Annotated in this window: 20 protein-coding genes; 7 read left to right on the top strand and 13 right to left on the bottom strand. The window is 66.0% G+C overall.

The genetic code is table 11. From position 1 onward, the window contains the following. Window position 1 precedes the first annotated feature (1 nt). The 3 genes from Q0R16_RS16930 to Q0R16_RS16920 all read right to left on the bottom strand — a co-directional run bounded on the left by Q0R16_RS16930 (window position 2) and on the right by Q0R16_RS16920 (window position 4,079). On the bottom strand, window positions 2–1,669 hold the full coding sequence (locus Q0R16_RS16930) for a D-aminoacylase (protein WP_295638854.1): 1,668 nt from the start codon (window positions 1,667–1,669) through the stop codon (window positions 2–4). An 81-nt stretch (window positions 1,670–1,750) separates the two neighbouring features. Beyond that, a complete protein-coding gene (locus Q0R16_RS16925) occupies window positions 1,751–3,040 on the bottom strand; it encodes an amidohydrolase family protein (protein WP_295638851.1) in 1,290 nt (429 codons plus the stop codon). Between the two features lie 52 nt (window positions 3,041–3,092). Beyond that, the gene (locus tag Q0R16_RS16920) at window positions 3,093–4,079 is read right to left on the bottom strand and encodes a quinone oxidoreductase (protein WP_295638848.1); all 987 of its coding nucleotides are present in this window, start codon (window positions 4,077–4,079) and stop codon (window positions 3,093–3,095) included. Between the two features lie 117 nt (window positions 4,080–4,196). Here Q0R16_RS16920 and Q0R16_RS16915 point away from each other — a divergent pair, with 117 nt between their 5' ends. Further along, complete coding sequence (locus tag Q0R16_RS16915) at window positions 4,197–5,495, top strand: amidohydrolase family protein (RefSeq protein WP_295638845.1); 1,299 nt, start codon at window positions 4,197–4,199, stop codon at window positions 5,493–5,495. A gap of 39 nt (window positions 5,496–5,534) precedes the next feature. Here the strand turns inward: Q0R16_RS16915 and Q0R16_RS16910 are convergent, their stop codons facing one another. Next, window positions 5,535–5,834: a hypothetical protein gene (locus tag Q0R16_RS16910; protein WP_295638842.1), complete on the bottom strand. Its 300-nt coding sequence runs from the start codon at window positions 5,832–5,834 to the stop codon at window positions 5,535–5,537. Between the two features lie 53 nt (window positions 5,835–5,887). Beyond that, on the bottom strand, window positions 5,888–8,758 hold the full coding sequence (locus Q0R16_RS16905) for a pitrilysin family protein (protein WP_295638838.1): 2,871 nt from the start codon (window positions 8,756–8,758) through the stop codon (window positions 5,888–5,890). A gap of 210 nt (window positions 8,759–8,968) precedes the next feature. On the opposite strand from Q0R16_RS16905, the gene Q0R16_RS16900 reads away from it, so the two are divergent. Then, window positions 8,969–9,568, top strand: coding sequence for a hypothetical protein (locus Q0R16_RS16900; protein WP_295638835.1), 600 nt, complete (start codon window positions 8,969–8,971; stop codon window positions 9,566–9,568). A gap of 110 nt (window positions 9,569–9,678) precedes the next feature. On the opposite strand, the gene Q0R16_RS16895 is transcribed toward Q0R16_RS16900, so the two are convergent. After that, entirely contained in the window at window positions 9,679–11,880 is a 2,202-nt protein-coding gene (locus Q0R16_RS16895; protein ID WP_295638832.1) for an acylase, read from the bottom strand. Window positions 11,881–12,013: 133 nt separating this feature from the next. On the opposite strand from Q0R16_RS16895, the gene Q0R16_RS16890 reads away from it, so the two are divergent. Both Q0R16_RS16890 and Q0R16_RS16885 read left to right on the top strand, forming a co-directional pair. After that, on the top strand, window positions 12,014–12,745 hold the full coding sequence (locus Q0R16_RS16890) for a DUF4197 family protein (RefSeq protein ID WP_295638830.1): 732 nt from the start codon (window positions 12,014–12,016) through the stop codon (window positions 12,743–12,745). Window positions 12,746–12,788: 43 nt separating this feature from the next. Beyond that, window positions 12,789–13,349, top strand: coding sequence for a YqgE/AlgH family protein (locus Q0R16_RS16885; protein WP_295638827.1), 561 nt, complete (start codon window positions 12,789–12,791; stop codon window positions 13,347–13,349). Window positions 13,350–13,358: 9 nt separating this feature from the next. Here Q0R16_RS16885 and Q0R16_RS16880 read toward each other — a convergent pair whose 3' ends face one another. Both Q0R16_RS16880 and Q0R16_RS16875 read right to left on the bottom strand, forming a co-directional pair. Beyond that, complete coding sequence (locus Q0R16_RS16880) at window positions 13,359–14,813, bottom strand: glycine betaine ABC transporter substrate-binding protein (protein WP_295638824.1); 1,455 nt, start codon at window positions 14,811–14,813, stop codon at window positions 13,359–13,361. Further along, the gene (locus tag Q0R16_RS16875; protein WP_295638821.1) at window positions 14,810–15,508 is read right to left on the bottom strand and encodes an ATP-binding cassette domain-containing protein; all 699 of its coding nucleotides are present in this window, start codon (window positions 15,506–15,508) and stop codon (window positions 14,810–14,812) included. Before Q0R16_RS16875 ends, Q0R16_RS16880 begins: the two co-directional genes overlap by 4 nt. A gap of 136 nt (window positions 15,509–15,644) precedes the next feature. Here Q0R16_RS16875 and clpB point away from each other — a divergent pair, with 136 nt between their 5' ends. Continuing rightward, entirely contained in the window at window positions 15,645–18,224 is a 2,580-nt protein-coding gene (gene clpB, locus Q0R16_RS16870) for an ATP-dependent chaperone ClpB (RefSeq protein ID WP_295638818.1), read from the top strand. 167 nt (window positions 18,225–18,391) lie between these two features. Here the strand turns inward: clpB and Q0R16_RS16865 are convergent, their stop codons facing one another. Next, the gene (locus Q0R16_RS16865) at window positions 18,392–19,363 is read right to left on the bottom strand and encodes a TauD/TfdA family dioxygenase (protein ID WP_295638815.1); all 972 of its coding nucleotides are present in this window, start codon (window positions 19,361–19,363) and stop codon (window positions 18,392–18,394) included. A gap of 52 nt (window positions 19,364–19,415) precedes the next feature. On the opposite strand from Q0R16_RS16865, the gene Q0R16_RS16860 reads away from it, so the two are divergent. Both Q0R16_RS16860 and Q0R16_RS16855 read left to right on the top strand, forming a co-directional pair. Beyond that, the gene (locus Q0R16_RS16860) at window positions 19,416–20,393 is read left to right on the top strand and encodes a hypothetical protein (RefSeq protein ID WP_295638812.1); all 978 of its coding nucleotides are present in this window, start codon (window positions 19,416–19,418) and stop codon (window positions 20,391–20,393) included. A gap of 143 nt (window positions 20,394–20,536) precedes the next feature. Then, window positions 20,537–21,193, top strand: coding sequence for a PilZ domain-containing protein (locus Q0R16_RS16855; RefSeq protein WP_295638809.1), 657 nt, complete (start codon window positions 20,537–20,539; stop codon window positions 21,191–21,193). 4 nt (window positions 21,194–21,197) lie between these two features. Here the strand turns inward: Q0R16_RS16855 and Q0R16_RS16850 are convergent, their stop codons facing one another. From Q0R16_RS16850 to Q0R16_RS16835, 4 genes are all read right to left on the bottom strand, one after another. Continuing rightward, complete coding sequence (locus tag Q0R16_RS16850; RefSeq protein ID WP_295638805.1) at window positions 21,198–23,318, bottom strand: discoidin domain-containing protein; 2,121 nt, start codon at window positions 23,316–23,318, stop codon at window positions 21,198–21,200. Window positions 23,319–23,347: 29 nt separating this feature from the next. Then, a complete protein-coding gene (locus Q0R16_RS16845) occupies window positions 23,348–23,908 on the bottom strand; it encodes a superoxide dismutase family protein (protein WP_295638802.1) in 561 nt (186 codons plus the stop codon). A 72-nt stretch (window positions 23,909–23,980) separates the two neighbouring features. After that, the gene (locus Q0R16_RS16840; protein ID WP_295638799.1) at window positions 23,981–24,865 is read right to left on the bottom strand and encodes an amidohydrolase family protein; all 885 of its coding nucleotides are present in this window, start codon (window positions 24,863–24,865) and stop codon (window positions 23,981–23,983) included. A gap of 8 nt (window positions 24,866–24,873) precedes the next feature. Then, the gene (locus Q0R16_RS16835) at window positions 24,874–25,908 is read right to left on the bottom strand and encodes a 4-oxalomesaconate tautomerase (RefSeq protein ID WP_295638960.1); all 1,035 of its coding nucleotides are present in this window, start codon (window positions 25,906–25,908) and stop codon (window positions 24,874–24,876) included. Between the last annotated feature and the right edge of the window lie 20 nt (window positions 25,909–25,928).

The raw sequence follows: 25,928 nt of genomic DNA, 5'->3' as shown, positions 1-25,928 counted from the left end.
CTCAGGAGGGTGGAATGGACGTGCAGCGCTTCCAGCCGGGGCCGCGCACCACGCGGCCGGGGGTTGCGCCCGTCGGCTGGCCGTTGCGCAGGATCTGCACGCCGTTGACGAAAACATGGTGCATGCCGGTGGCGAATTGCTGGGGCTTGTCGAAGGTTGCCGTGTCACCCACGGTCGCGGGATCGAAGATCGCAAGATCGGCGAAGTTGCCGGCCTTCAGCACACCGCGATCGCGGATGCCGAGGTTGCTTGCCGGAAACCCGGACAGCCGACGCACCGCATCGGCCAGCGTGGTGGTCTTTTGCTCGCGGACATAGTGGCCGAGCATCCGCGCGACGTTGCCATAAGTGCGCGGGTGCGCGCTGGCTTTCAGGAACACGCCTTCGGGGGCCTGGCTCGCGGCGTCCGACCCGAACGCCACCCACGGCAGCGCGGTCTGCTTGGCGACGTTCGCCTCATCCATCAGGAAATAGGCGGTGCCCACGCGCGTGCCGTCTTCGATGACCAGATCGACCGCGGTGTCTTCGGGCGACTTGCCGCGCATTGCCGCGACTTGCGCCAGCGTCTTGCCGGTGAGCGACTTCAAGGCCGGGTTCTTGAAGGCCAGCAGGATCACCTTGTTTGCGCCGCCGGTGTTGAACAGCAGGTTTTCCCAGCCATTGCCCGGTGCCTTCATTTCGGCCACCACCCGCGCACGCGTGGCCGGGTCCTTCAGCCGTTCGATCCACTTTTCGGTGCCACCGGCCTGAACCCACGTCGGCATCGCCGCGTCCAGACCCGTTGCACCGGCGGTGTACGTGTACATATCGGCGGTTATGCGCAGGCCCGATGCGCGCGCCGCCTCGATCCGCGCCACCATCGCATCGTATTTGCCCCAGGCGCTCTTGCCGCCCTGCTTCATATGGTAGATTTCGGCGGGCGCCCCCGATTTGCGTGAAATCTCGATCAGTTCGTCGACCGATTCCAGTAGCTTGTCGCCCTCGCTGCGCATGTGGCTGATATACATACCGCCACACTGGTGCGCGGCACTGGCCAGCGCGATCAGTTCGGGCGTTTCGGCGTAAGTCGCGGGCGCATAGATCAGCGAACTGCCCACCCCCATCGCGCCATCGTTCATCGCCGCGCGGACCAGCGCCTGCATCCGCTTGAGTTGCTCGGGGTTTGGATCGACATCGCCTTCGCCCAGTTCGTGGATACGCACCGTCGTCGCCCCGACGAAGCTGGCGATGTTGGGAGCGATGCCGCGCTTGGTCAGCCATTCCTGGTATTGCGCGAGCGTCGACCACTGCACCTTGAACTTGATGTCGCCCTGCCGCGCCTCCTCCAGCTTCGCCATTGCGGGCGTCCACGGCCCCATCGACCAGCCTTCGCCCATGACCTCGAGCGTGACACCCTGCATCGTGTCGCTCAGCCCGCGCGGATCGGCGATCAGCGATTCGTTGGCCCAGCTCAGCATGTTGATGAACCCCGGTGCTACGGCGAGGCCTCTGGCGTCGATGACGCGCGCCGCGGTGCCCGAGACGTGGCCGACGCCGACGATATGGTCACCACGGATCGCAACATCACCACGATAGGGGGTGCCGCCAGTGCCGTCGTAGATCGTGCCGCCGCGCACGATGACATCGTACGTCTGGGGCTTGGCTGCGCCCGTCAGAAGCAGGGTCGCCATTGCCAACGCGCAAAGTCTTTTCATGGTTGCCTCATCCTTCCAGCCCAAGCGGCGCCGCCATCGGCATTTTGCGCAGGTTCTTCACCTGACGACCTTGCCGCCTTTCATCACATAATCGACGTGTTCGAGCACGCCGATATCGGCCAGCGGGTTGCCGGCAACGGCGATCATGTCGGCAAAGTGGCCCGGTGAAATTGCGCCCACATCGGCGGACTTGCCCATCAGCGCGGCAGCCTCGGTCGTGGCCGACCGGATCGCCTGCATCGGCGTCATGCCGAAGCGGACCATGTACTTGAACTGGCGCGCATTCAGCCCGTGCGGATAGACTCCGGCATCGGTGCCGAATGCCAGCCTGACGCCCGCCTTCACCGCCTTGCGGAAGCCCTCGCGCTGCGCATCAGTGGTGTCGCGGTTCTTGCGCAGGATCTCGGCCGGCCAGCCATCGCGCGCGCCGGCTTCGTTGATCCAGTCGCCATTGTAGATGTCCATGACCAGCCACACCCCCCTGGTCTTGGCGAGCGCGATCCCTTCGTCATCGATCAGCGAGGCATGTTCGATCGAGCGCACGCCCGCGCGGATCGCCATCTTGATGCCGTCGGCACCGTGCGCGTGTGCGGTGGCATAGCTGCGGTTGCGCGCCGCTTCGAGCACCGCCGCGTGCATTTCGGCCTCGCTCAATTCGGGCGCGCCGGGCTCGGTGCCCGCGGCCAGCACTGCTCCGGTGGCGATCAGCTTGAGGAAATCGGCGCCGCGCTGGAACATCATCCGCGCCTTGACGGTCATCTGTTCTGAACCGGAAACCACGCCCATCCGCATGATTTCCGGCACTTGCACATCGGCGGCCAGGCCCGTCACCTCACCGCCGCCGCCGGGCACGGTCAAATAGGCGCCCGCCACGCTCATCCGCGGGCCTTCGACCAGCCCGGCGTCGATCGCCTTGCGCAGCGCAACGTCGCTGAAGGCGCGGAACGTGCCGACATCGCGTACGCTGGTGAAACCGGCCGCCAGCGTATCACGCGCGTGCTTTGCCGCCAGGAACGCGATATCGGCTTCGGAATGGAGCAGCGGTTCGGCGGGGTTGTTCGATTGTTCCGCGTCCGACAAGTGCGTGTGCATGTCGATCAAGCCGGGCAGAACGGTCAGCGCGCTCCAGTCGATCTGCACCGCACCTGCGGGAGGAGGAGCGTAAGCCGTCACCGCAGTGATGCGGCCATCGTCGATCCGGATCAGCCGATCGGTCTGCACAGTCCCCTTCTCGGGATCGATCAGCTTGCCGGCATGGACATAAAGCGTGTCGGCCAGTGCCGGCGCCGCCCACAGCATGGCACCCGCCACCAACGCCAGCAGGCCGCCAAACCGCACACACTTCATCGCAACCCCCGCAGCGAACACATGCGTTGTCTGCGCCGTTGCCAAGGGATCGTCAAACGGCTGTCGGCACCAGCACGGTCGACCCGCTGGTCTTGCGCGCCTGCAAGTCGGCATGCGCCTGCGCGACGTTTTCGAGCGCATAGGTCTGGCCGATCGTGACCTTGACCTTACCCGATGCGATCATGCTCCACACGCGCGCAGCGCCCGCTTCGTGCTCGGCCGGATCGGCGTAGTAGTCGAACAGCGTGGGCCGCGTCGTGAACAGCGATCCGGCGCCGGCAAGCGCGGCGAGATTGATCCCGGTCACGGGTGCATCGGCGTTGCCGTAGCTGATGACCAGCCCGCGCTGGCCGGTCGATTTGAGCGAGGCATCCCAGGTCGCCATGCCGACCCCGTCGAACGTCACCCGGACGCCTGCACCGCCAGTCAATTCGCGCACCCGTGCTGCGACATCCTCGTGCGAATAGTCGATGACGTGATCGGCGCCAGCCGCGCGCGCCAGCTCCGCTTTGGCCTCGGTGCTGACCGTGCCGATCACCGCCGCGCCCACGTGCTTGAGCCACTGGACCAGCAAGAGCCCGACGCCGCCGGCCGCTGCATGGACGAGCACGGGCCAGCCGTCCTGGACCTTGCCGCAACGCTCGACCAGGAATTCGACGGTGCAGCCCTTGAGCAGCGCAGCGGCGGCCGTGGCATCGTCGATTGCGTCGGGCAGTTTGAACAGCACGCCCGCCGGGTAGTTCCGCGCGGTGGCATAAGCGCCCCGGCCGGGACCGAACGTTGCCACGCGGTCACCAGGCGCCAGCGTGGTCACCCCTGCACCGATCGCCGACACGCGTCCCGCCGCCTCGACGCCGAGTGCGCCGGGCAATTCCATCGGATAGATCCCGCGCCGAAAGTAGGTATCGATAAAATTGAGCCCCACCGCGGTGTGTTGAACCAGCACTTCGCCGGCACCGGGGGCGGGCAAGTCGATATCGTGCCATTCGATCACTTCGGGGCCGCCGGTGCGGGTGATCAAGGCGTGGCGGGCTTTCATCGCGGTCTCCTGAGAAGGCTTCGGGAAGGCCGCCCTGCCTATTGTGCCTGCTCAGCATGATCAACCGATTGCGTGGCTGCCGCAGGGCTCTATCCATGGCCCTGGGTGAAATGCGGAATGAAGGGATCGACCATGCGCTGGCTGACAACAATCGCGGCGCTGCTTGTGGGATCGGCGGCTGCCGCAAGTCCGCCGGCGCCGGCATCGCTGCTGTTGAAACCGGCAGGCGTGTTCGATGGCGTCGACGGCAAGGTCCATCCGGGGTGGCAGGTGCTTGTCACGGGCGATGTGATCGTCCGCGTCGGGCCCGATGTGGCGGCGCCCGCCGATGCGCGTACGATCGACCTTCCCGGCACCACGCTGATGCCCGGGATGATCGAGGGGCACGGCCACTTGTTCCTGCACCCGTACAATGAAACGAGTTGGGATGATCAGGTGCTGCACGAACCGCTGGCGCTGCGCACCGCGCGCGCGGTCGCGCAGGCGAAGGCGACTCTGCTGGCCGGCTTTACCAGCGAGCGTGATCTTGGCACCGAGGGCGCCGGCTACGCCGATGTCGGGCTGAAGCTGGCGATCGATCGCGGCATCGTGCCCGGCCCGCGGCTGGCGGTAGCAACCCGCGCGATCGTCGCGCTGGGCGCCTATGGCCCGAAGGGTTTCGAACCCGGTGTCGATATCCCGCAAGGCGCGGAAGAAGTCTCGGGCATCGACCAGACAGTTGCGGCGGTGCGCCGCCAGATTGCGGCTGGGGCCGATTGGATCAAGCTTTACGCCGATTACCGCTGGCGCCCGGGCGAGGACAGCCGGCCGACGCTGAGCCTCGATGAGATGAAAGCGGCAGTGGCGGCCGCGCACGATGCCGGGCGCCCGGTGGCGGTCCATGCCGCCACCGCCGAGGGCATGCGCCGGGCGATTGCGACGGGGGTCGATACGATCGAGCATGGCTATGGCGGCACGCCCGAAGTGTTCGCGGCGATGGCGGCCAAAGGCATCGCGCTGTGCCCGACGCTGGCGGCGTCCGATGCTTCCTCGCGCTATCGTGGGTGGGACGGCAGCGAGCCCGCGCCGCCCGCGGTGAAGCTCAATCGCGAAAGCTTCCGGCTGGCGCTGAAGGCGGGTGTGCCGATGTGCGTGGGCGGCGATGTCGGCGTGTTCGCGCATGGCCAGAACGCGCGCGAACTGAACCTGATGGTTGCCGCCGGGATGACGCGGGAGCAGGCGCTGATGGCCGCCACCTCGGGCAACGCCCGCTGGCTGCGCTTGTCCGGAAAGCTCGGCGCGATCAGGCCGGGACTGCTGGCTGATTTGATCGCCGTCGATGGCGATCCGACCACGGACCTGACGGCCCTGCGCCATATCCGTATGGTGATGAAGGGTGGCGCTGTCGTCGCGCCGAACACCCCCGCGGATCCCTGACAGGAACTCGCGGGGGTTAATCGCTACGCTGGATCGGCCTCAGGCCGCGCGCGTACCCGTCATCGGGAAGGTGCCGAACGCACCGGCCTTGACCGAGCCGGTCAGCGTATCGCCGTCGATGGTGGCGTCGCCATCGAGCGTCATCGGCATCGGCACGGTCATTTTCATCTTCCAGGTCAGGCGGTTGCCATCGACCTTGCCGTCTTCGACATCCATCGAGCCCATCCCGCCCGAGTTCGAACCGGTGAAGGTATCGCCGTCGACGGTCACGGTGAACTTCGAAGTCTGGTCACCCATCGGGGTCCTGGTCATGCAATCGTAGGTTCCGGCAACGGACATCGTTCTCTCCTGGTATTGGGGCCGACGATCGGCCGTTTGTTCGGCGCATACCTTCAGTTGTTACCTACAGGATTGTCAACAGTCATGTATTCGATCGGCAGGCCCAGATCCTTCAGTTGCGGATCGATCGCCTTGCGATCGCCCACCACCACGGTGACAAGGCCTTGCGGCTGCAGGTACTGCGCCGCCGCGGCGTCGATCGCCTTGGCGTCGATCGCCCGGTAGTGGCTGGCAAGCTGGGTGTAATAGGCCTCGGGTCGGCCGAGCCGGCGGCTTTTGACGATCCCGGCCAGCACTTGCGCGTTGGTTTCGAATTCGCCGGGCAGGGCGCGGATTTTGCCTTCGGTCACGCGCGCCAGTTCTTCTGAACTGGTGCCCTTGGTCGAGGGGAACGCCTTCATGTCGGCGATCAGCGCGGCGATCGAGGCGCCGGTCTTGTCAGCCTGGACCGGCGCGAACACGGTCAGCATGCGTGGACCCTTGGGCTGACCGATCTGGCTCGACACGCCGTAGGACCAGGCCTTGTCCTCGCGCAGGTCAAGGTTGAGCCGCGACAGGAAGCCATCGCCAAGCACCCCGTTGGCCAGATCGAGCGCGTAAGTGTTATCGCCGCCGCCCACCGGCAGTACCCGCACCGCCGCGATTACCGATTGCGGCGAATTGGGCCGGTCGATCACCACGATCCGCGCGCGCGGGGCGGGCACCGGCGCGCTCAGGTCCTTGTGCGGCGCCGGGGTGGCGGGCGCCTTCCAGGTGCCGAATGTGGATTCGAGCAGCGGCACAAGCTGCGCCAGCGTGGTATCGCCCACCACGCTGATTTTAGCGAGATCGGGCCGGAACCAAGCGTCGTGCGCGGCGCGCAACTTGGCCGGATCGAGCTTCTCCACCGTGGCCAACGTGCCAAGCCCGGTTTGCGAAATGCCGTAAGGGTGCGCCGTGCCGTAAGCGATCGGGCCGATCACCGCGCGCACCATCCCGATCGGCGACGCGGCATTCTCGGCGATTTCCGCCAGCCGCTGCGCCTTGACCCGGGCCACTTCGGCTGGCGCGAAGGCGGGATGCCGCACCACGTCGGCCATCAAGGCCAGGCTTGGCGCCAGGTTGGTGGTGAGTGCCGAAAGCCGCACGGCGCTGGAATCGAGTGTACCATCGGCGGCAATCGAGGCACCAAGCCGTTCCTGCGCTTCGGCAATGCCGATCGATGTGCGGCTGCCACCCGCCGCATCGGTGCCTTCATCGAGCAGCGCGAGCATCAGCGATTGCGTGCCCTGAGTCGCGGCGGTGTCGGCAGCGTAGCCAGCATCGAAGTCGAGGTTGACCAGCACTTTGGGCACCGCAGTACGCCGCACGAACGAAACCTGGATGCCGTTCGACAGCGTCGCGTGCTCAATCGGCGGCAGTTCAAGGTCCTTGATCGGTTTGACCCCCGGCGCTTCGCGGCGTGGCCCGGGTGTGTAGGCGATCGGTGCGGCGGCCGGAGGCTTGGGCGCAGCGGCACCGGGATCGGGCGCGCCATCGGCCCAGCCGCCAAGCTGCTCGCCCTTTTCGGTGCGTTCGCCCGGCGTGACCGCGATAGCCAGAACCGGGCGTGACAGCCACTTCTTCAACACCGCATGGACGCGTTCGGGTGTGAGCGAAGCGATTGCGGCCAGGTCCTTGCGGTAGATCGCCGGATCGCTTTGGTACAGCAGTCCCTCGGCCAATTGCGCGCCCTTGCCCGAAAATCCGCCGACTTGTTCGAGCTGGTCGATCTGCTGGACCACCAGCCGGGTGGCCGCGCGGCGCACTTCGTCGGCATTGGGCCCTTGCGCCAGGTAATCGGCGATCACCTTGTCGAATGCCGCCTCGGCCTCGACGCGCGACACGCCGGGCTTCACGTCCATCGAGGCCTGGAGGATGCTCATCTGCTCGCTGGTTTCGGCGTTGGCCGAAACGGAGACGGCGACAGGATTCGCCCGCACCAGCGCGTTATCCAGCCGCGAGCTCGAAAGCCCGCCCAGCACCGACATGCCCACTTCCAGCGGCCAGCGATCGGGATCGTTGAGCCCCGGGCCGGACCATGCGCGGAACAGGTTGAGATCGGGCACCTGGTCGGTCATTTCGCGCTTCACCGAGGCCGGCAGCGTGACGATCGGCGCCACCACGGGGGCAATGGCCTTGCCCTTGGGAATAGCGCCGAACCAGCGCTCCACAATCGGCTTTGCGGTGGCCATGTCGACATCGCCGGCCAGCGCCAGCACGACGTTGTTGGGGCCGTAATGATCGACGAACCAGCGCTTCACATCGTCGAGTTTCGCCGCATCGAGATCGGCCATCGATCCGATCGTGGTGTGGCGATAGGGGTGTCCCACCGGGAACAGCCCGTCTCCCAGCGCATACCGCATCAGTCCCAGCGGCTGGTTGTCGCCCTGCCGTTTTTCGTTCTGGACCACCCCGCGCTGCTTATCGAGCTTGTCCTGGCTGACCGCGCCGAGCAAATGACCCATGCGGTCGCTTTCCATGAACAGTGCCAGATCGAGCGCGCCGGTCGGCACGGTTTCGACATAGTTGGTGCGATCGTACCAGGTCGAGCCGTTGGTGGGGGTGGACCCGACGGCTTCCAGGGGCACGTCGAAGTTGGGCACGTTTTCCGAACCGCCGAAAAACAGATGTTCGTACAAGTGCGCAAAGCCGGTTTTTCCGCGCGGTTCGTTCTTCGATCCCACGCGGTAATAGAGCGTCACGCCCACGATCGGCGCCTTGCGATCGGTGTGCACCAGCACGCGCAAGCCATTGGCAAGCGTAAAGGTCTGGTACGGAATGTCGACGTGGCTGACGAGTTCTGACAGCGGCGCTGGCGCGGATGCAGCCGCCCACGCGGGGCTGGAAAGTGCGAGCGAAGCGCCAAGCGCAAGGACTGAAATCGTCAGGTTTGGGCGGTGCATCTGGTTCTCTGGATTGGGGAATGCAGCGGGGGCTGCGGGGCTGAATACCCCGGCAATCTAGCGGTTTGCAGACACTTGCCAAGTGGAGCGCGGAATCATTATCTTGTGCCGCGGCAAGCCTTGCCAGTCATCGCGCGTTCAACTTGGGCGGGCATGATAGCAAGCCTCCAAATTGTTCATTGACGTCAATTCACGAAGGAGTTTTCGGCGATGATGAAGTCTACCACCACTTTTGTTCTTGGCGCGATCGGGCTGGGCCTGGCGGGCACCGCGCTGGCGGCCGCAAACGATCTCCACACCATGAAAGTTGCGCTGCCCGATGGCAGCGTGGCGCTTGTGCAGTATCATGGCGATGTTGCGCCACAAATTCAGGTGGCGCAGCCGGTCGATCCGTTTGCCGAAATGGCCGCGCAGATGGCGCAGCTTGAAGCGCAATCGCGCGCGATGATGGCGCAGGCCCAGGCGCAAGCCGCCGCGATGCAGCGCGAAGCCGCCGCGCATCCAGGCCAGTCGGTGACAATCGTATCCGACGCCACGGCGCCGGCCGGGGTCAGCACGTGGACGAGCGTGACCACGATTTCGAACGGCCCAAATGGCGAGGGGGGAACCTGCACGCAGACCACTTCGATGCGGTCTGACGGTGCGGGCAAGCCGCAGTTGACGCAAGCCAGCAGCGGCGATTGTGATGCGGTCAAGCGCGATGGCCCGGCGGTTCCGGCTTCGGCAACGGCTCCAGCAACGCCCAAGGTGCCGGTGGTTCCGGCGCGCAAGCCTGTGGAAGCTGCGCCTCCGGGGACGTATCCGGCCTAGCTGTAAAGGAAATCCGCTCGGGCTGAGCTTGTCGAAGCCCTGCTCTTTTTTGCAAACGTTGCAAAGCAGGACAGCATTTCGACAAGCTCTGTGCGGACGGGTGGTTTAGACTAACGGCTCGTCACCACCTCGTGCGACTTCGCATGCGCGGCAATATCTTCGCGCGTGAAGTGCACCGGCTTGAGCTTGTGCGCCGAAAATAATGGCACCTGATCGGCGAAATGCGCCGACTTCGGCCGCGTGGTCGCCGCACCGAACGGCTGGATCGACTGTGACGTTACCGCGCCACCCTTCGGCCATTCCACAAACATCACGAAGCTGTCGCCGTGCTTGATCAGCAGCCGGCCATCGTTCGGATCGATGTTCCAGCTTGTCGCCGCGCGCAGCGTGTCGCCACCGCCGTCCATCGGGTAATCGACGCTTCCCTGCCGCACGCGCTGAACGTCGCCCAGCGGCGGATCGAGCCGTCCGAAGTATTTGAGCAGATGGTGCGCAGCAAACTCCAGTTCCTTCCGCGCATCGGGCGGGGTGTGCAGGTTATAGCTCTCCTTCATCGCGTTCTTGAGCACCATCACCGCCAGCGCATCGCCCGGATTGCGCCCATCGGCCTGCAAGTCCCAGCCATTGATCAACGCTTGCGCCCCGGCCAGATCGGCATCGCCCTTCACATCGAGCCTGGCGATCGCATCGAGCATCCACGCGACATAGCCGACGCGCTCGTACCCGCGATCGTACTTGATCGCCTCAAGCTCCTTGCGCCCGATCGGGTTGGTCGCGCTCAGCAGCTTGACCGCACGGCGGGTGCGGTTGGTCACGTCGGTTTCCACCCCCAATTCGGGCGCGAAGGCCTTGGCGTCCAACTCGCTGCCCGGCCCCGCCGCCACAAACGGCGTGTTGTTCGAATTGAACACGAAGCCCGACTTGGGATCAACCAGTTGCGGCACCTTGGCCCACGCCACCGGCCCCTTCCAGATCAGGTCCGAACGGTCACCCGGCAATATGCCGCGCCAGTTGAAGCCCGACTTCCGATCGGGCAGCCGCGCGTTGTAGACATAGGCGATGTGCCCTTCGCGGTCGGCGTAGACGAAGTTGGTCGACGGTACCGCCTGCATCGCCATCGCCGCCTGCCACTCGCCGAAATTGCGCGCGCGGGTGAGGCGGTAGTATTCGGTCAACTGGTCGAGCCGGTCCATGCCCGCATAGCGCAGCGCAAAGGCGCCGTGCGGGTTCTCGATCACCGGGCCGTGCGCCGATCGGTACACCGTCTTGAAGATCGGCAACACCAGCGGCCCGAACCGCACCGGCAGCATCACGCGGTGTGACTCAAGTGGCTCCCACTGTCCGTCGAGCATGTAATGCGTGCCCGCCGCGTCGAGCGTCAGCTTGTACACGTCGGTCAGGTCGGGCCGGTTGACGGTGTTGGTCCAGCCCAGCGTCTCGTTGTGCCCCAGGAACGGGTAGGGCGATCCGGGGAAATTGGCGCCGGCGAAGTGCCAGCCGGTGTCGCTTTCGATCACTAGCTCGTACCACGCCACCCCGCCGCGCCACGGCTGGTGCGCGTTCGAAACCAGCCGCGTGACGCCATCGCCCGAGCGTGCAGGTGCAATCGCGAAGGCGTTCGATCCGGCCAGCGCGCCATCCTCGCCCATCGCGATCGGCGCGGGCTTGGTGGGCGCTTCGGCGGAAAGCTGATCGCCACCGCCATGCGCGTAATCGGGCTGCACGCTGCCATCGAGCACCGGGCCGTGTTCGCGCGGCAGGGGCGTATCGGCGACCAATGGCCCGATGAAATCGCTCAAGCCGAAGAAGAACGGTTGGCGCAGCGCGAACCCGGTCGCCACGTCCTCGCCATTGACCGGGAACAGCCGCGCCAGCTTGACTTCGCCCGGATGCCGCTCGGCAAATTTGTTGAGCCCGGCGGCATAGCCTTCGAGCAACCCGCGAACATCGGCGGGCAATTCGCCATAGTGCCGCTGCGCCGTCCCGCGCGCATCGAGCAGCGCCAGCGCATAATCGATCTTCGCGCCATCGGCCCCGGCGATCGCGCCATAGCGGCCTCGCGTCATCGCCAGCACGTCCTGCAAGGTCGCGAAATCGTCCTCGGCATGCGCGTAGCCGACGCCGAAGGTCACGTCGGGATCGGTGGCGCCATGGATATGCGGCACGCCGAATGCATCGCGGGTGATGTCGGCGCGGTAGGCATGCGCGGGCGGCGGCGTGCCCGGTGAGGCCGAAAACGGCTCCCACACCATCAGCCCGACCAGCGCCAGCAGGACAGCCAAACCAAGGCCGATCAAAATTCTGCGCACCATCCTGCCATTCTCCCCGGCTTCGGTAGGTAGCCGCGCGGATGCGTCAGGGGAAGGGGGCCAATCGGCGCCATCGGCGCTTGCTCTCGATCTGCGGTCGTGGGACCATCGCGAGCCATCGGGAAGGGGACACGCAATGGACAATCGGGATCATGAAACGTCGCGCCGTTCGCTGCTGGCGGGGCTGGGTGCAGTTATTGCCAGCATGACAGTTGCGCCGGCGGCGCAAGCGCAAGGGCTGGGCGGTGGTTTGGGTGGCCTCCTCGGCAAGGCATCGGATTCAGCGCTCGACAAGCTGGCGCAACCGGGTGCGTTCTATGGCGATCCCGCGGTACGGATCGGGTTGCCGATGCTGGGTTCGCTCGGCGGACTCGGCGGCGGGCTCGGCGGCGGTTTGGGCGGCGCGCTCGGCAGCGTGCTCGGCGCGGGCAGCCAGCTTGGGCTGACCGACGGGCTGATGCGCAAACTCAACGATGCGGCCGGCATCGCGGCGAGCGCGGCCAAGCCGATGTTCCGCACCGCGATATCCAGGCTTTCGATCACCGATGTGCCGGGAATCATAAGCCAGAACGATGGCGCGACGCAGTACCTGAAACGCAGCGCAGGCGATCAACTGAGCCTGAAACTGCGCCCCATGATCGACACCGCGCTCACCCAGGTCGGCGCATTCCGCACGCTCGACGGGCTGGCGAAGGGATCATCGCTGGTGCGTGCGGCGGGTCTGACCCGCGGCATTCTCGGCAAATCGGTGGCCGACCAGGCGTTGAACGGCATCTTCCGCTACATCGGCGGCGAGGAAGGCCGGTTGCGCGCCAACCCGCTCGGCCCGGCCGGATCGTTGCTCGATGGGCTGCTTAAAGGCCATTGAACCGGGGCTGGACGCATGCTGCAAAGCGCCTAAAATCGCACGGATGAGCGAGCCGCAATTCCTCTCGGGCCTCCTGCTGCTGGCGATGCCGGGCATCGGCGATCCGCGCTTCGAAAACGCGGTGATCGCGATGTGCGCGCACAATACTGAAGGCGCGCTCGGCATCGGCCTGGGGCACCTGCATCCAGGCCTGCGATTCCGGGCATTGCTAAAGGATCTGGATATCGATCCGGGCGAGGCACCCGATGCGCCGGTCCACAATGGCGGGCCGGTGGAAGGCCAGCGCGGGTTCCTGCTCCATTCGCCCGAATGGTCGGTGGGCGATACCTTGATGGTGGGCGACAAGTTCGGGCTGACCACTTCGCTCGACGGCTTGCGCGCGATCGCCGGCGGGCACGGGCCGGAACGCTGGGTGTTCGCGCTCGGCTATGCCGGCTGGGGCGGCGGACAACTCGATGGCGAAATGCGGCGCCACGGCTGGTACGCCTGCGAAGCGCGCAATCGCGTGGTGTTCGGGACACCCGCCGCCGCGCGCTGGACCGCGGCGTGGAAAGCCGAAGGGATCGATCCGGCCACGCTGTCGAGCGATATTGGCAACGCTTAGGGGCAACGCTTAAGGGCGGCGCAAGCCTCTTGGCACGGCCCGGCGTTCGATCAGCGTAAACAACCCCTCGATCAGCAACGCCAGCATGGCAGCCGGGATCGCGCCCTCCAGGATCAATGGTGTGCTGTTCAGCCGGATGCCGGTCAGGATCGGCTGGCCGTAACCGCCCGCGCCGATGATGGCGCCCAGCGTCGCCAGCCCCACCGCGATAACGGCGGCCGTGCGCACCCCCGCCAGGATCGTGGGCAGAGCCAGCGGCAATTCGATCCGCCGCAACCGCGCCGCGCGGGTGAGGCCCAGCGCATCTGCGGAATCCAGCAAGGCGGGCGCGATGCCAGTCAGCCCGGCGTGAGTATTGCGCACGATCGGAAGCAGCGAATAGAGGAACAGCGCGAAAATCGTCGGCGCCGCGCCGATCCCCAGCAGCGGGATCAGCACCACGAACAGCGCCAGGCTGGGGATCGTCTGGAGCACGCCCGTTATCGCCAGCACCGCGCTGCCCAGCCGACGATGCCGCGCCGCGATCACGCCAAGCGGCAGAGCCGCCAGCAGCGCAAGGGCAAGCGCGGCGGCAACCAGCGCCAAGTGTTCGATCGTCCGCTGCGCGATCCGTTCGAAGCGCGTCGGCTCGTTGTCGATGCCCGCGCCGCCGCCCAGCGCCGCGCGCGCGGCGGCGGTCTCGGTCTGCTTGTCCATCCGCACCATGCGGTTGAGCGCGCGCATTTTCGCCTCGTCGATCGTGCCTGCCAAGCTATCGAGCGCAGCGCGCGCCTTGGGTGAAAGGTCCGACCGGATCACGAACACTGCATCGTAAGGCGGGAAGAACTTCGCGTCGTCGGTCAGCACCACAAGGTTGTACGCGGCGATTTCGGCGTCGGTGGTGTAGGCGTCGGTCAGGTCGATCTGCCCGGCGTTGAGCGCGCGGTAAGCGAGATCGTGGTTGATCCCCTGCACGCGCACGCCGCCCAGGCCATAAGCCGCAACCAGCGCAGGCCAGCCATCCTTGCGATCGACGAATTCGTTCGAGAAACCGAAGCGCAAGTCACGGTGCTGCGCCAGATCGGAGAGTTTGGCGATGCCCAGCGCCTTCGCCTTGTCGGCGCGCATCGCGATGCCGTACGAATCCGAAAAGCCCAGCGGCCGGGTCAGCGCCAGCCCTTGTGCTGCAAGCGCCGGGCCGAGCGCGGCATCGTTGGCCAAATGCTGCGCGGCCAGCAGTTCGAAGCGCAAGGTGCCGGTATATTCGGGGTAGAAATCGATCCGCCGCGCTTTCACTGCATCGAACAGGATGCGGCTGCCGCCCAGTTCTCGGCGATGCGTGGTTGGCACGCCGGCTTTCTCGAGCGTGTCCTTGGCGATTTCGCCCAGGATCACGCTTTCGGTAAAGGCTTTCGAACCCACGGTTTCTGCGCGCGCCTGCGGGGCGAATAGCAGAGCGGCGAGCAGGACCGGCAGCGCCCTCACAACGCTTCCTCCGCGGCGATGAAATCGGTGACGAACTGGTCGGCGGGGTGCGCGATCAGATCGGCCAGTTCGCCATGCTGCACAATCCGCCCATCGCGCAACAGCACCACGCAGCCGCCGAAGAACATCGCCTCGCGCAGCGAATGCGTGACCATCACCACCGTCTTGCCCAGCCGCGCGAACAGGTCGCGCAATTCGCCCGCCAGCCGCAGTCGCGTGACCGGATCGAGCGCCGAGAGCGGTTCGTCGAACAGCAGGATCTGCGGATCCCTCAGCAACGCGCGCATCACCCCCACGCGCTGGCGCTGCCCGCCCGAAAGCTCTGCCGGGAAACGCGCCAGTTGCACCATGTCGAGCCCGACCAGCTCGGCCATTTCGCCGATCCGCGTTTCGATCTTTTCGCGAGGCCAGCCGAACGCCTCACCCGCCAGCGCCACGTTGGCGCGCGCGGTCAGGTGCGGAAACAAGCCGCCGTCCTGGATCACGTAGCCCAGCTTTTGGCGCAGTGCGCGCCAGTCGGTGACCACTTCGCCATCGACCGTCAGCGTGCCGGTGTAATCGGTCAACCCCGCGAGCGTGCGCAGCAGCGTGGATTTGCCCGAGCCCGATGGCCCTATGAGCAGCGTGGTTTGGCGCGGCTGGATCACGAGGTCGGCCGGTCCGAGCGCGGCCACGCCGCCGTATCGAACGGTCACGCTGCTAAGGATAATCATCGTCCCCATGTTGTCGATCAATGACAGCGAGGCAAGGGGCGGCCAAAATTCCACACCTTCGGTCTTGTGTTGCAATCCAGCAACACTATCTCCGCCGCAACAGGAGGATGCTTCACCCATGAACCTCGAAAAATTCACCGATCGCGCCAAGGGCTTCCTGCAGGCGGCGCAAACCGTTGCCATCCGCATGAACCACCAGCGGATCGCGCCCGAGCATGTGCTGAAGGCGCTGCTCGAAGACAGCGAAGGCATGTGCAGCGGGCTGATCCAGCGCGCTGGCGGCAACGCGCAAATGGCGCAGGCCGAAGTCGACAAGGCGCTCGCCAAGATCGCGGCCGTGTCGGGCAGCGGGGCGCAAGCGACGCCGGGGCTCGACAACGACACCGTGCGCATCCTCGACCAGGCCGAGCAGATTGCCGCCAAGTCGCAGGACAGCTTCGTCACGGTCGAGCGGATGCTCGTCGCGCTGACGCTCGCCACCACCACGGCGGCGGGGCAGGCACTGAAGGCTGCCGGGGTGACCGCGCCCGCGCTCGAAGCTGCGATCACCGACTTGCGCGGCGGCCGCACGGCCGACTCGGCCAGTGCCGAAAACGCCTACGACGCGATGAAGAAATACGCGCGCGATCTCACCGAGATGGCGCGTGAGGGCAAGCTCGATCCCGTGATCGGTCGCGACGAGGAAATCCGCCGCACCATCCAGATCCTCGCCCGCCGCACCAAGAACAACCCCGCGCTGATCGGCGAACCGGGCGTGGGCAAGACCGCGATCGCCGAAGGGCTCGCGATCCGCATCGCCAATGGCGACGTGCCCGACAGCCTCAAGGGCCGGCGGCTGATGTCGCTCGACATGGGCAGCCTGATCGCGGGCGCCAAGTATCGCGGCGAATTCGAGGAGCGGCTGAAGTCGGTGCTCGACGAGGTGAAGGGCGCCGAGGGCGAAATCATCCTGTTCATCGATGAAATGCACACGCTGATCGGCGCAGGGAAAGGCGAGGGCGCGATGGACGCTTCGAACCTGCTCAAGCCGGCTCTCGCGCGAGGTGAGCTCCATTGCATTGGCGCCACCACGCTCGATGAATACCAGAAGCACGTCGAGAAGGACCCCGCATTGCAGCGCCGGTTCCAGCCGGTGTTCGTGGGCGAACCGACCGTCGAGGACACGATCAGCATCCTGCGCGGGCTGAAGGAAAAGTACGAGGTCCACCACGGCGTGCGCATCACCGATGCCGCGATCGTGGCCGCGGCGACGCTGTCCAACCGCTACATCGCCGACCGATTCCTGCCCGACAAGGCGATCGACCTGATGGACGAGGCCGCCAGCCGCATCCGCATGGAAGTGGAATCGAAGCCCGAGGAAATCGAGAACCTCGACCGGCGAATCATCCAGCTCAAGATCGAGGAAATGGCGCTCGCCAAGGAGACCGACCACGCCTCGAAGGATCGGCTCGCCACGCTGCGCACCGATCTTGCCAACTTCGAGCAGCAATCGGCCGAACTGACCACGCGCTGGCAGAACGAGCGCGACAAGATCGCCGCCGGGGGCAAGGTCAAGGAACAGCTCGACGCCGCGCGCGGTGAACTGGAGCAGGCGCAACGCGTCGGCGATCTCGCGAAGGCGGGCGAGCTGACGTACGGGCGCATTCCCGAGCTGGAAAAGAAGCTCGCCGAAGCCGAGGGCGTCAGTGACAACGCGCTGCTGCGCGAGGAAGTGACTGCCGACGACATCGCCGGCGTAGTCAGCCGCTGGACCGGGGTGCCGGTCGACCGCATGCTCCAGGGCGAGCGCGAAAAGCTGCTCAAGATGGAAGAGATCATCGGCAAGCGCGTGATCGGCCAGGCCGATGCGGTGCGCGCGGTGTCCAAGGCCGTCCGCCGCGCGCGCGCGGGCTTGCAGGACCCCAACCGGCCGCTCGGCTCGTTCCTGTTCCTCGGCCCCACGGGCGTGGGCAAGACCGAACTGACCAAGGCGCTCGCGGGGTTCCTGTTCGACGACGACAGCGCGATGGTGCGGATCGACATGAGCGAATTCATGGAAAAGCACGCGGTCAGCCGGTTGATCGGCGCGCCTCCGGGCTATGTCGGTTATGACGAAGGCGGCGTGCTAACCGAAGCGGTTCGCCGGCGGCCCTATCAGGTCGTGCTGTTCGATGAAGTCGAAAAGGCGCACCCCGATGTGTTCAACGTCCTGCTCCAGGTGCTCGATGACGGGCGACTGACCGACGGGCAGGGCCGCCAGGTCGATTTCACCAACACGCTGATCATCCTGACCAGCAACCTGGGCAGCGCATACCTGGCCGGGCTGGACGAAGGGCAGGACGTTGCGGTGGTCGAACCGCAAGTGATGGAACAAGTGCGCGCGCATTTCCGCCCCGAATTCCTCAACCGGCTCGATGAGATCATCCTGTTCCACCGCCTGGGCCAGGACCACATGGCGCCGATCGTCGAAATCCAGGTCGGCCGCGTCGCCAGCCTGCTCAAGGACCGCAAGATCGTGCTCGACCTGACCGAAGCGGCCAAGCGCTGGCTGGGACGGGTGGGGTATGATCCCGTTTATGGTGCGCGTCCGTTGAAGCGCGCGGTGCAACGGTATTTGCAGGACCCGCTGGCGGAGAAACTGCTCGGCGGGGAAATCCCGGATGGCTGCACGGTGCATATCGACGAGGGCGATGGGGCGCTGGCGATGACGGTGGGGTGAGGGTGGTCGGGTTTGGTGGCAAGGCCAGCAACTGCCCACCCCGCTGCGACTAAGCTCGCCTTCGGCTCGCCAAGTCTCGCGCCCCTCCCGCAAGCGGGCGGGGAACGTTTGGCTCCCCGCCCGCTTGCGGGAGGGGCTGGGGGTAGGCGCGCCGCTAACTACGTCGCTTAGGCTGTTTGCAACGCCGGCGGCAGCGGCGGCACAAAATCCTCGCGCCGCCACACCGGGTCAGCCGGCTCCTCGGCATCCGGCACGGCGAACCGCAAATACCCGAAGAACGTCGCGATCTGCCGCTCTGCCGCGTCCAGGATCGCCGTCCTGCCATGCATGAAGCGCGTGTTGTCGAGCATCAGCACGTCGCCCGCCGCCCAGCTTACCGCGCTCTGCACCGCCTCGCCCGCAGCGTGGAACGCCTGGAACCACGGCTCGGGCACGCGTGACCAGTCGTCGAGCAGCGGGAAGTCATGGCGCCCGTTGGTGAACCGCGCGAACAGCAGGAAATTGCCGAACGCGGGGCCCTCGGCGAACATCGGCTTGTGTAGCAGCGGCCGCGAGAAGTGGCGGATGATCTGGCCATCTCGCAGGCGTTCGAAGCGGTAGGGACTAGTTGCAGGGGGTGCGCGGAGCAGCGCATCGTCGGGCTCGGCACTGCCCAGCCAGTATTGCAACTGCTGCGGCGAAGTGCGGTTCACATAGACCAGCCGGCGCGGCGCCAGCGCTTCGCGCAACTCGGCCGGCAGCGCGCGGACGAGCGCAATGCTGTCGCACAGCGTGGTCTGGCCGCCGGTGGAGGGCGGGGAAAGGCAGCAGAACATTGCCAGATCGGGCTTCCACGGCTCGCGCGACAATTCGGGATGGAGCGCAAAGGGCTGAGTGCCGCCGTTGACGCCGTAGATGCGGTTGGCGGGATCGATCGCTGCGCGGCCAGGGCTTTCGTTGACCACGGCGGTCGAGCAGAACCGTCGCGCGAAGGCCTGGAACTGCGGCACATCGGCGCCGAACCCGCGCAACAGCAATGCGCCGTGCTGGCGGTAAAGCGCCTTGATCAGCGCCGGACCGAGATCGCGCAAGGTCTCCGCGCCGCTGGCCTCGACCAGGACGTGCGGGCAGCCAGGGCAGGGCAGGTCGATCGCGGGCATGACGGCGCATCTGATAGCCGCGCCGCGCCGGCCTTGCTATAGCCCGCGCACCATGCCGCACCCTGTCCCATTGTCCCCTGCCGATATCGCCGCCAATCCCGATCACTTCCTGCACAGCTTTGAAGGCGATCGGGCTATCATCGTGCCGATGGATGCAGTGGCCTACCGGCGCTCGATCTTCCTCGATCAGCGCATTTCGCCCGCTGCGGGCGATGCTTTCGCGATAACGGCGGCGGTATTGCCGATCCCTGCCGCGCCGCCGCTCGGCTGGATCTTTCACATGGCGCATTGCGGATCGACGCTACTGGCGCGCGCGCTGGGCGAACTGGGTGAGAATATCGTGCTGCGCGAACCGTTTGCGTTGCGGCAATTGGCGTTCGATCCCGATCCGGCGCGGCTGGCACTGGTCACGGCGATGCTTGCGCGGCGCTATGATCCGGATGCGCAGACGATCGTGAAGGCCAACGTGCCGGTCAATTTCCTGCTGCCGCAAATCACCGCGCAAGACCCCACGGCACGCGCGATCATGCTCTATTGCGACTTGCCCGACTACTTTCTCGCGATCCTGCGCAGCGACAATCACCGGGTCTGGGTCAGGAACGTGACGACGCAGCTTTCCGGCTATCTGGGCGACCTGACGGGATTGTCCGATGCGACGCGCGCCGCGGCCCTGTGGCTGGCTCAGACCAGGCACTTCAACGCTGCGCTGGCGGCCATGCCGAACGCACGCAGCCTCGATGCCGAGCAATTCTTCGCAAAGCCGGGAGCGGCGCTCTTCGCAGCGGCGCGCCACTTGCAGGTCGAAGCGACACCCGATGCCATCACCGCCTTGCTGGCAGGGCCGCTGTTCGCGACGTATTCCAAGAACCCCGCGGTGGCGTTCGACAATCAGGCGCGGATCGCGCGACGCGAACTTCTGGAACCCGTGCTCGCGGAGGAAATCGCCGAGGCTCGCCGATGGCTCGAGCGGGCCGGGGTGGACATCGCTGCGACCAGCAGCACCATCCGAAGCGGCGTTTTGGACATGTGATTTTACATCGGAATTATCCTGTAACTTGAATGCGGTAAGGTTATGCCAAGCATTTACCTTCGCAGTTTCATAACTTCCTGCCGCGATGATCGCAGTGGGGATGGTGCCGTCAATCTTGCCGGGCATCACACAGGACTTGGTCGATGGCGCAAGAAGCTGGAACGTTGACGGGTGAGGAACAGGACCTTCGCGATCGGCGCACCGAGGATCGCGCGGCGACGATGTTCCGCCCTATCCTGATCGAGATCGGTGCCTTCGCGGGGTTCTGCCTGGTACGCAACTTGTCTGCCAAAGGCATGAAAGGGCGCGTTTATGCGCAGTTCGACAGCGGCCAGCGCGTGACGGTGCGTTTCAATTGCGACACGGCGACCGAAGGCGCGATCATCTGGGCCAGCGACGGACAGATCGGCGTGCAGTTCGACGAACCGATCGACGTGTCGGCCGTGCTGTCCGATCTGTCGCGGCCAACGCTGCACGGACAAGTCAACCGCGCGCCACGCTTGCCGATCCACTGCGACGGAGAATTGATGATCGCCGATCGCACGCTGGCCATCGACGTGCGCGACATCTCGCAGCGCGGGATCAAGGCGCGCACGTCCTATGTTCGCGCCGGTGACGAGGTGACCGTCCGGCTCGAAGGGCTCGAGCCGCGCAAGGCGGTCGTGCAATGGACCGGGCCGGGCAGCGCGGGCCTCGTGTTCCTGCGCCCGTTCGGGTTCGAGGAATTGGCGGCCTGGGTGGTCAGCCGCCACCGCACCAAGGGCAAGTCGCCCACCGACAGGGTTGCCGTGATCGCCTGAGCGCTTAGCGCCGGATCACCACCACGACCATCCCGTCGGGCGGCAGGGTCACGCGCACCGGACCCGCCGGCAGAAGCGCATGCGCGGGCGGCACGCTGCGGCTTGGCCGGCTTTCGGGGCCGGCGCTACGCCATTGGTACTGGGCGGCGCCATAAGTCCAGATCTCGCCAGGCCCATTCGCCACCATCGCCGTACCGCCCCTTGCCTGCACCAGGATCGGCAGTGTGACCGACTGCGTAGCGCTGCGATTGAGCAGCAGCACCCCCAGCTTGCCGTCGGGTCGGGCCACCGCCCAGCTCTTGAGCGTGCCGCCGGGCGCCGTTTTCCCTTGGCCTTCGACCCGCCCGGGCAGCATCCAGTGCAGATCGTGGCCGGGCACGGTCAGCGCCCGGGTCAGGAGCTGGGCGGCTGCAAGGCTGGGCATGGGTTCGGCAGCCTGGCCCGCGCTGTCCGAACGGTACAGCGACAGAGCGCCATAGCCGGCGCAAGCGGCGTGCTGGTTGTCGGGCTCTGCCGGCGCAATCCCGAACATGTAAGCGGCCGATCCACCGAGCGCGATCCAGCGCACGTTGATCTCGGCGGCGAGCAATCCGCTCGGCAACTCGGATTCAGCGCGTCCGGCGTAAGCGGAAAAGCCGTATTCGGTGATGATCCACGGGATCGATCGCGGCACGCCTTCGGCAGCGAAGCGGTCGGCAATTTCGCCCAACGTGCGGCTTTGGCGCAGCAGTTTGGTGTGGATATCGCCGCACAGATCTTCGATCGGATAGTATTCGAAGCTCATGAAGCCGAGTTCGCGCAAGGCACCCTGGCGCTTGAGCGCGGCGATGAACTGGCCGTTCCACGATCCCGGAGCATTAGGCAGCATCCAGGTGTCGCTATCGCCCTGCTGGAGGCTCGGCCCGCCGAACACCGCGCCGGGCACGATGCCCTTGAGCCGCCGCGCGAATGCGACATAAAGCGCAGCATAATCGGCCGGATCGCCGTATTGACCGTCGGGCTCTTCGCCCAGTTCGATCTGCTTCACCGGAAACCCGCGCGCCGCGATGTAGCGCAGTTCGGCGGCCGCGTTTTCGGGCGTGTCGAACAGCATCCCGGTCGGCATCATCACCGGCAGGCCGTTGCCGAGCTTACTGTCGAATACGCGGTCGATGCCCGGCTGCTCGAGATCCGCGTCGCGATCCACCGCGCGGTGCCACGGATCGGTGGAGGACACGTGCGTCCAGGTCTGCGCGGTGTGCGACGCGGCGTGGTGGACCACATCGGCCAGCGAGCCATCGGCGCGTACCGTGCCGAAGCCGACTTCGTTCACCGCGAACCCGGCACGATCGCGCCAGTCGTCACCCGCCGCGCCCGGCATCATGGTGTGCGATCCGGCAGTCATCAGCACGCGCAGGAATTGCGTTTTGACCGGAGCCTCGGCGAGCCGCAGCAAGGGCCGCCCGCCGCTGCCACTGGTTATCGTGCCGTGCGGAAAGGCCTGCCAACGCCCGCCATCGTCATCCTCGTCGGCGCCGGTCCAGTACTGGACTTCGAATGCGGTAGCGTAAGGTTCGGCCCAGTCGATCCGCGCGGCATCGATCGCGCGCGGCTGGTCGAGCTTGACGATCAGCCATTGCGGATGGGCCTGGCCGTCTTTCAGGAAAGACGCATCGAGGTACGGGTTCGATTTCCAGAACGTAGTCCGGTCCCCGTCGGTCAGCCGCGAGAAATCGGTGTCGTTGGCGTTGTCGACCGTGTCGCCGCGTCGGGGCAGCTTGTAACCCCACGAAAGCTGGATCGGCAGGCCGAGCGTGTCATTCGACGTCCAGTAGCCTTGCGCGCGCGCGGCGTCGCTCCACGTTCCGGCCGGGTTCCAGTGCCACGCTTCGATGCCCAACTCGGTGCGCAACCGGTAAGTCAACGGGCGCAGGCCCGAACGTTGGATCGCGGCCAGGTTGGCCGGCGTAAGCAACTGATCGACTTCGCCGCGCTGCGCCCCGTCGATCGCCAGTCCCCACGCTTCGTCGGGCCGGAACAGTTGTGCGCGCGGATCATCGAGCACGATCACGACACGCGGTTCGGACGTGGCGCCCGCCAGCATCATCGCGCCAGCCACGATAACCGCCCTGCCGAACCTGCTCACGATCGTGCCGGGTGCGGAAACGCGATTGGTCAGGGTCGTTCGAACACGCCGCAGGCGATGCGCGCGCCGCTGTTGCCGCTGGGATCGGACTTGTAGTCATCGGGTGCGGCGTGGATCACCAGCGCGGTGCCGTCAGCATCGAACATCGCGGCTGCCACCGCCGCTTCGCCGCCGACCAACGGCATCGAGGTGACGACCTTGCCCAAAGCGTTCGCGGTCACGTTGGCCAGGTCTCCCAGATGGTGGCCCATCGGGTTGAGCGTGCCGTGCTGGTGCATATCGGGGTTGAGATGGCCGCCCGCGGTCTTGAAATCGGGCGCATCGCACTTGCCGACCGCGTGAAGGTGAATGCCGTGGACGCCGGCTGGCAGCTTGCTCAACGCAAGGACAAGCGACGCGCGACCGTGATAGACGCGAACGGTGGCGGTGCCTGCCGGCGTGCCATCGGCAAGCATCAGTTTTGCGCGGGCGAGTGGTGGGCGCGTCTTGATGGCATGACGGTTGGCGTGCGCATCGATGGCGGCCGGGACCAGCAGGGTGCCGGCAAGAAACGCCGCGAAGAAGGCGGACTGACGAAGGGGTGCGGCCACGGGGCTCTCCAATCCAGGCGAAGTCTCGATCTTAGGCGCAGCATGGCTCCGCAGCAACCGGACTTGCCACATTCAGTCCGCCCAATAGAGTTTTATCGGATTGTCGATCAGCATCTTGCGCTGCAACGCCGCAGTTGGCGCGATGCGCGGGATCATATCGACAAGGTGGCCGTCGTCGGGGATTTCGCTGTCCATGTTGGGATGCGGCCAATCGGTGCCCCACAGCACGCGGTCCTGATAGTCGCTGACGAGCGGGGCGACGGCATTGGCAAAGGCATCCCACGGATCGCCCGCACCGCCGTCGTTGATTGCGTCGAGCCGGTCGGGGCAGGTGGCCTTGAACCAGATATCGTCGCGGCTATCCAGAAACGCGCGGAAGGCCTTCATGTCGGCACCGTCGGGCCCCTGCCGCACATCGGGCCGGCCCATGTGGTCGATCACCAGCGGCACGCGGATCGCGTCCATGAACGGGCGCAGTTCCTCCAGGATATCGGCTTCGAAATAGATCACCACGTGCCAGCCCTTGGGCAGCCGCGCGGCAACTTCGAGGAACTTGTCCTTGGGCGCATCGTCGACCAGCCGCTTGAGAAAGTTGAAGCGGATGCCGCGAATGCCGCCATCATGCAGCGTGGCGAGTTCGGCTTCGGAGATGGCCGGATCGACCACCGCGACGCCGCGTGCCTTCCCGTTCGATTTGGCGATGGCATCGAGCGTGGCCGAATTGTCGGTGCCGTGGCAGCTTGCCTGGACGATCACGTTCTTCGCGAAGCCCAGGTGATCGCGCAAGCCGAACAGCATGTCGGGCCCGGCATCTTCGGGCAGATACTTGGCCTTGGCGCTGAACGGGTGAAGCGCCATCGGCCCGAACACATGGCAATGCGCATCGATCGCGCCCGGCGGCGGGGTGTAGCGCGGTTTGGATGGATGCGAGTGCCATGAGGTGATGCGGTCGGTCATTTTGGGACTCATCCGAAAACCACTCCATCCATCAATTTGCGCGCGGTGCGCAGCAGCGCGGCGCTGACCACCGCGCCAGATTCGTCGGTTTCGAGCACGCAGCTCATCTCGCCGGTCGGGTGTTCGACCGACAGCGTCTTGCGCGATCCCTTCGCCACCACTGCCACTTCGGCGGCGGGTGAGCCTTCGATCAGGCACGCCGTCGCCACGCTGACCGCGCCGAGCACGCCGATGGTGGCGTGTGCACGGTGCGGGATAAAGCTGCGTACCGTCACCGCGCCGCCGTTGCGCGGCGGGGCGACGAGCATCATCTTGGGCACCGACTTGTCGGTCACGTTGCCCAAATTCATCCGTTCGCCAACGGCAAGCCGGATCGCTTCGATCTTCGCCTTGAGTTCGGTGTTGGCATCGAGGCTGTCGCGTTCCTCGTAGCCGGTGATTCCGACATCGGCGGCTTTCATCACCACGCACGGCATGCCGTTGTCGATCAGCGTGACCGCCACGCCGTTGACCACATCGACTGCGTTGCCGCTGGGCAGCAGCGCCCCGCACGACGAGCCGGCGGTATCGCGGAATTCGAGCGGGATGGGGGCGTGGGTGCCGGGCACGCCGTCGATCGCTGCGGTGCCCGAGTAAGTGGGCACCCCGCCCGGTGTCTGCACCGTGGCGACCGCGACTTGTCCTGTATTCTCCATGAAGATCGCCACGCGAGTCTCATCGCCCGTTGCCGTAACCAGCCTGCGTTCGAGCGCGAACGGGCCGATGCCGGCAAGGATATTGCCGCAGTTCTGCGCGTCGCTGACCACGGCCTTGTCGACGAACACCTGGAGGAACAGGTAATCGACATCGATGCCCTCGTGCGTGGATTTGCTCACCACCGCGACCTTGCTGGTCAGCGGATCGGCGCCGCCCATCCCGTCGATCTGGCGCGGATCGGGCGAACCCATCACGGCAAGCAGGAACGCGTCGCGTGCGGCGGTGTCGGCCGGGAGGTCGGATTTGAGGAAATAACCGCCTTTCGACGTGCCGCCGCGCATCCACATGCAAGGGGCGGAGGTCACTT

The organism is Novosphingobium sp., from assembly GCF_025351285.1.
In the GTDB taxonomy this organism is placed as follows: Bacteria; Pseudomonadota; Alphaproteobacteria; order Sphingomonadales; family Sphingomonadaceae; genus Novosphingobium.
The sequence above is the reverse complement of the archived record's forward strand: the minus strand, read 5'-3'. Positions and strand labels throughout refer to the sequence as shown.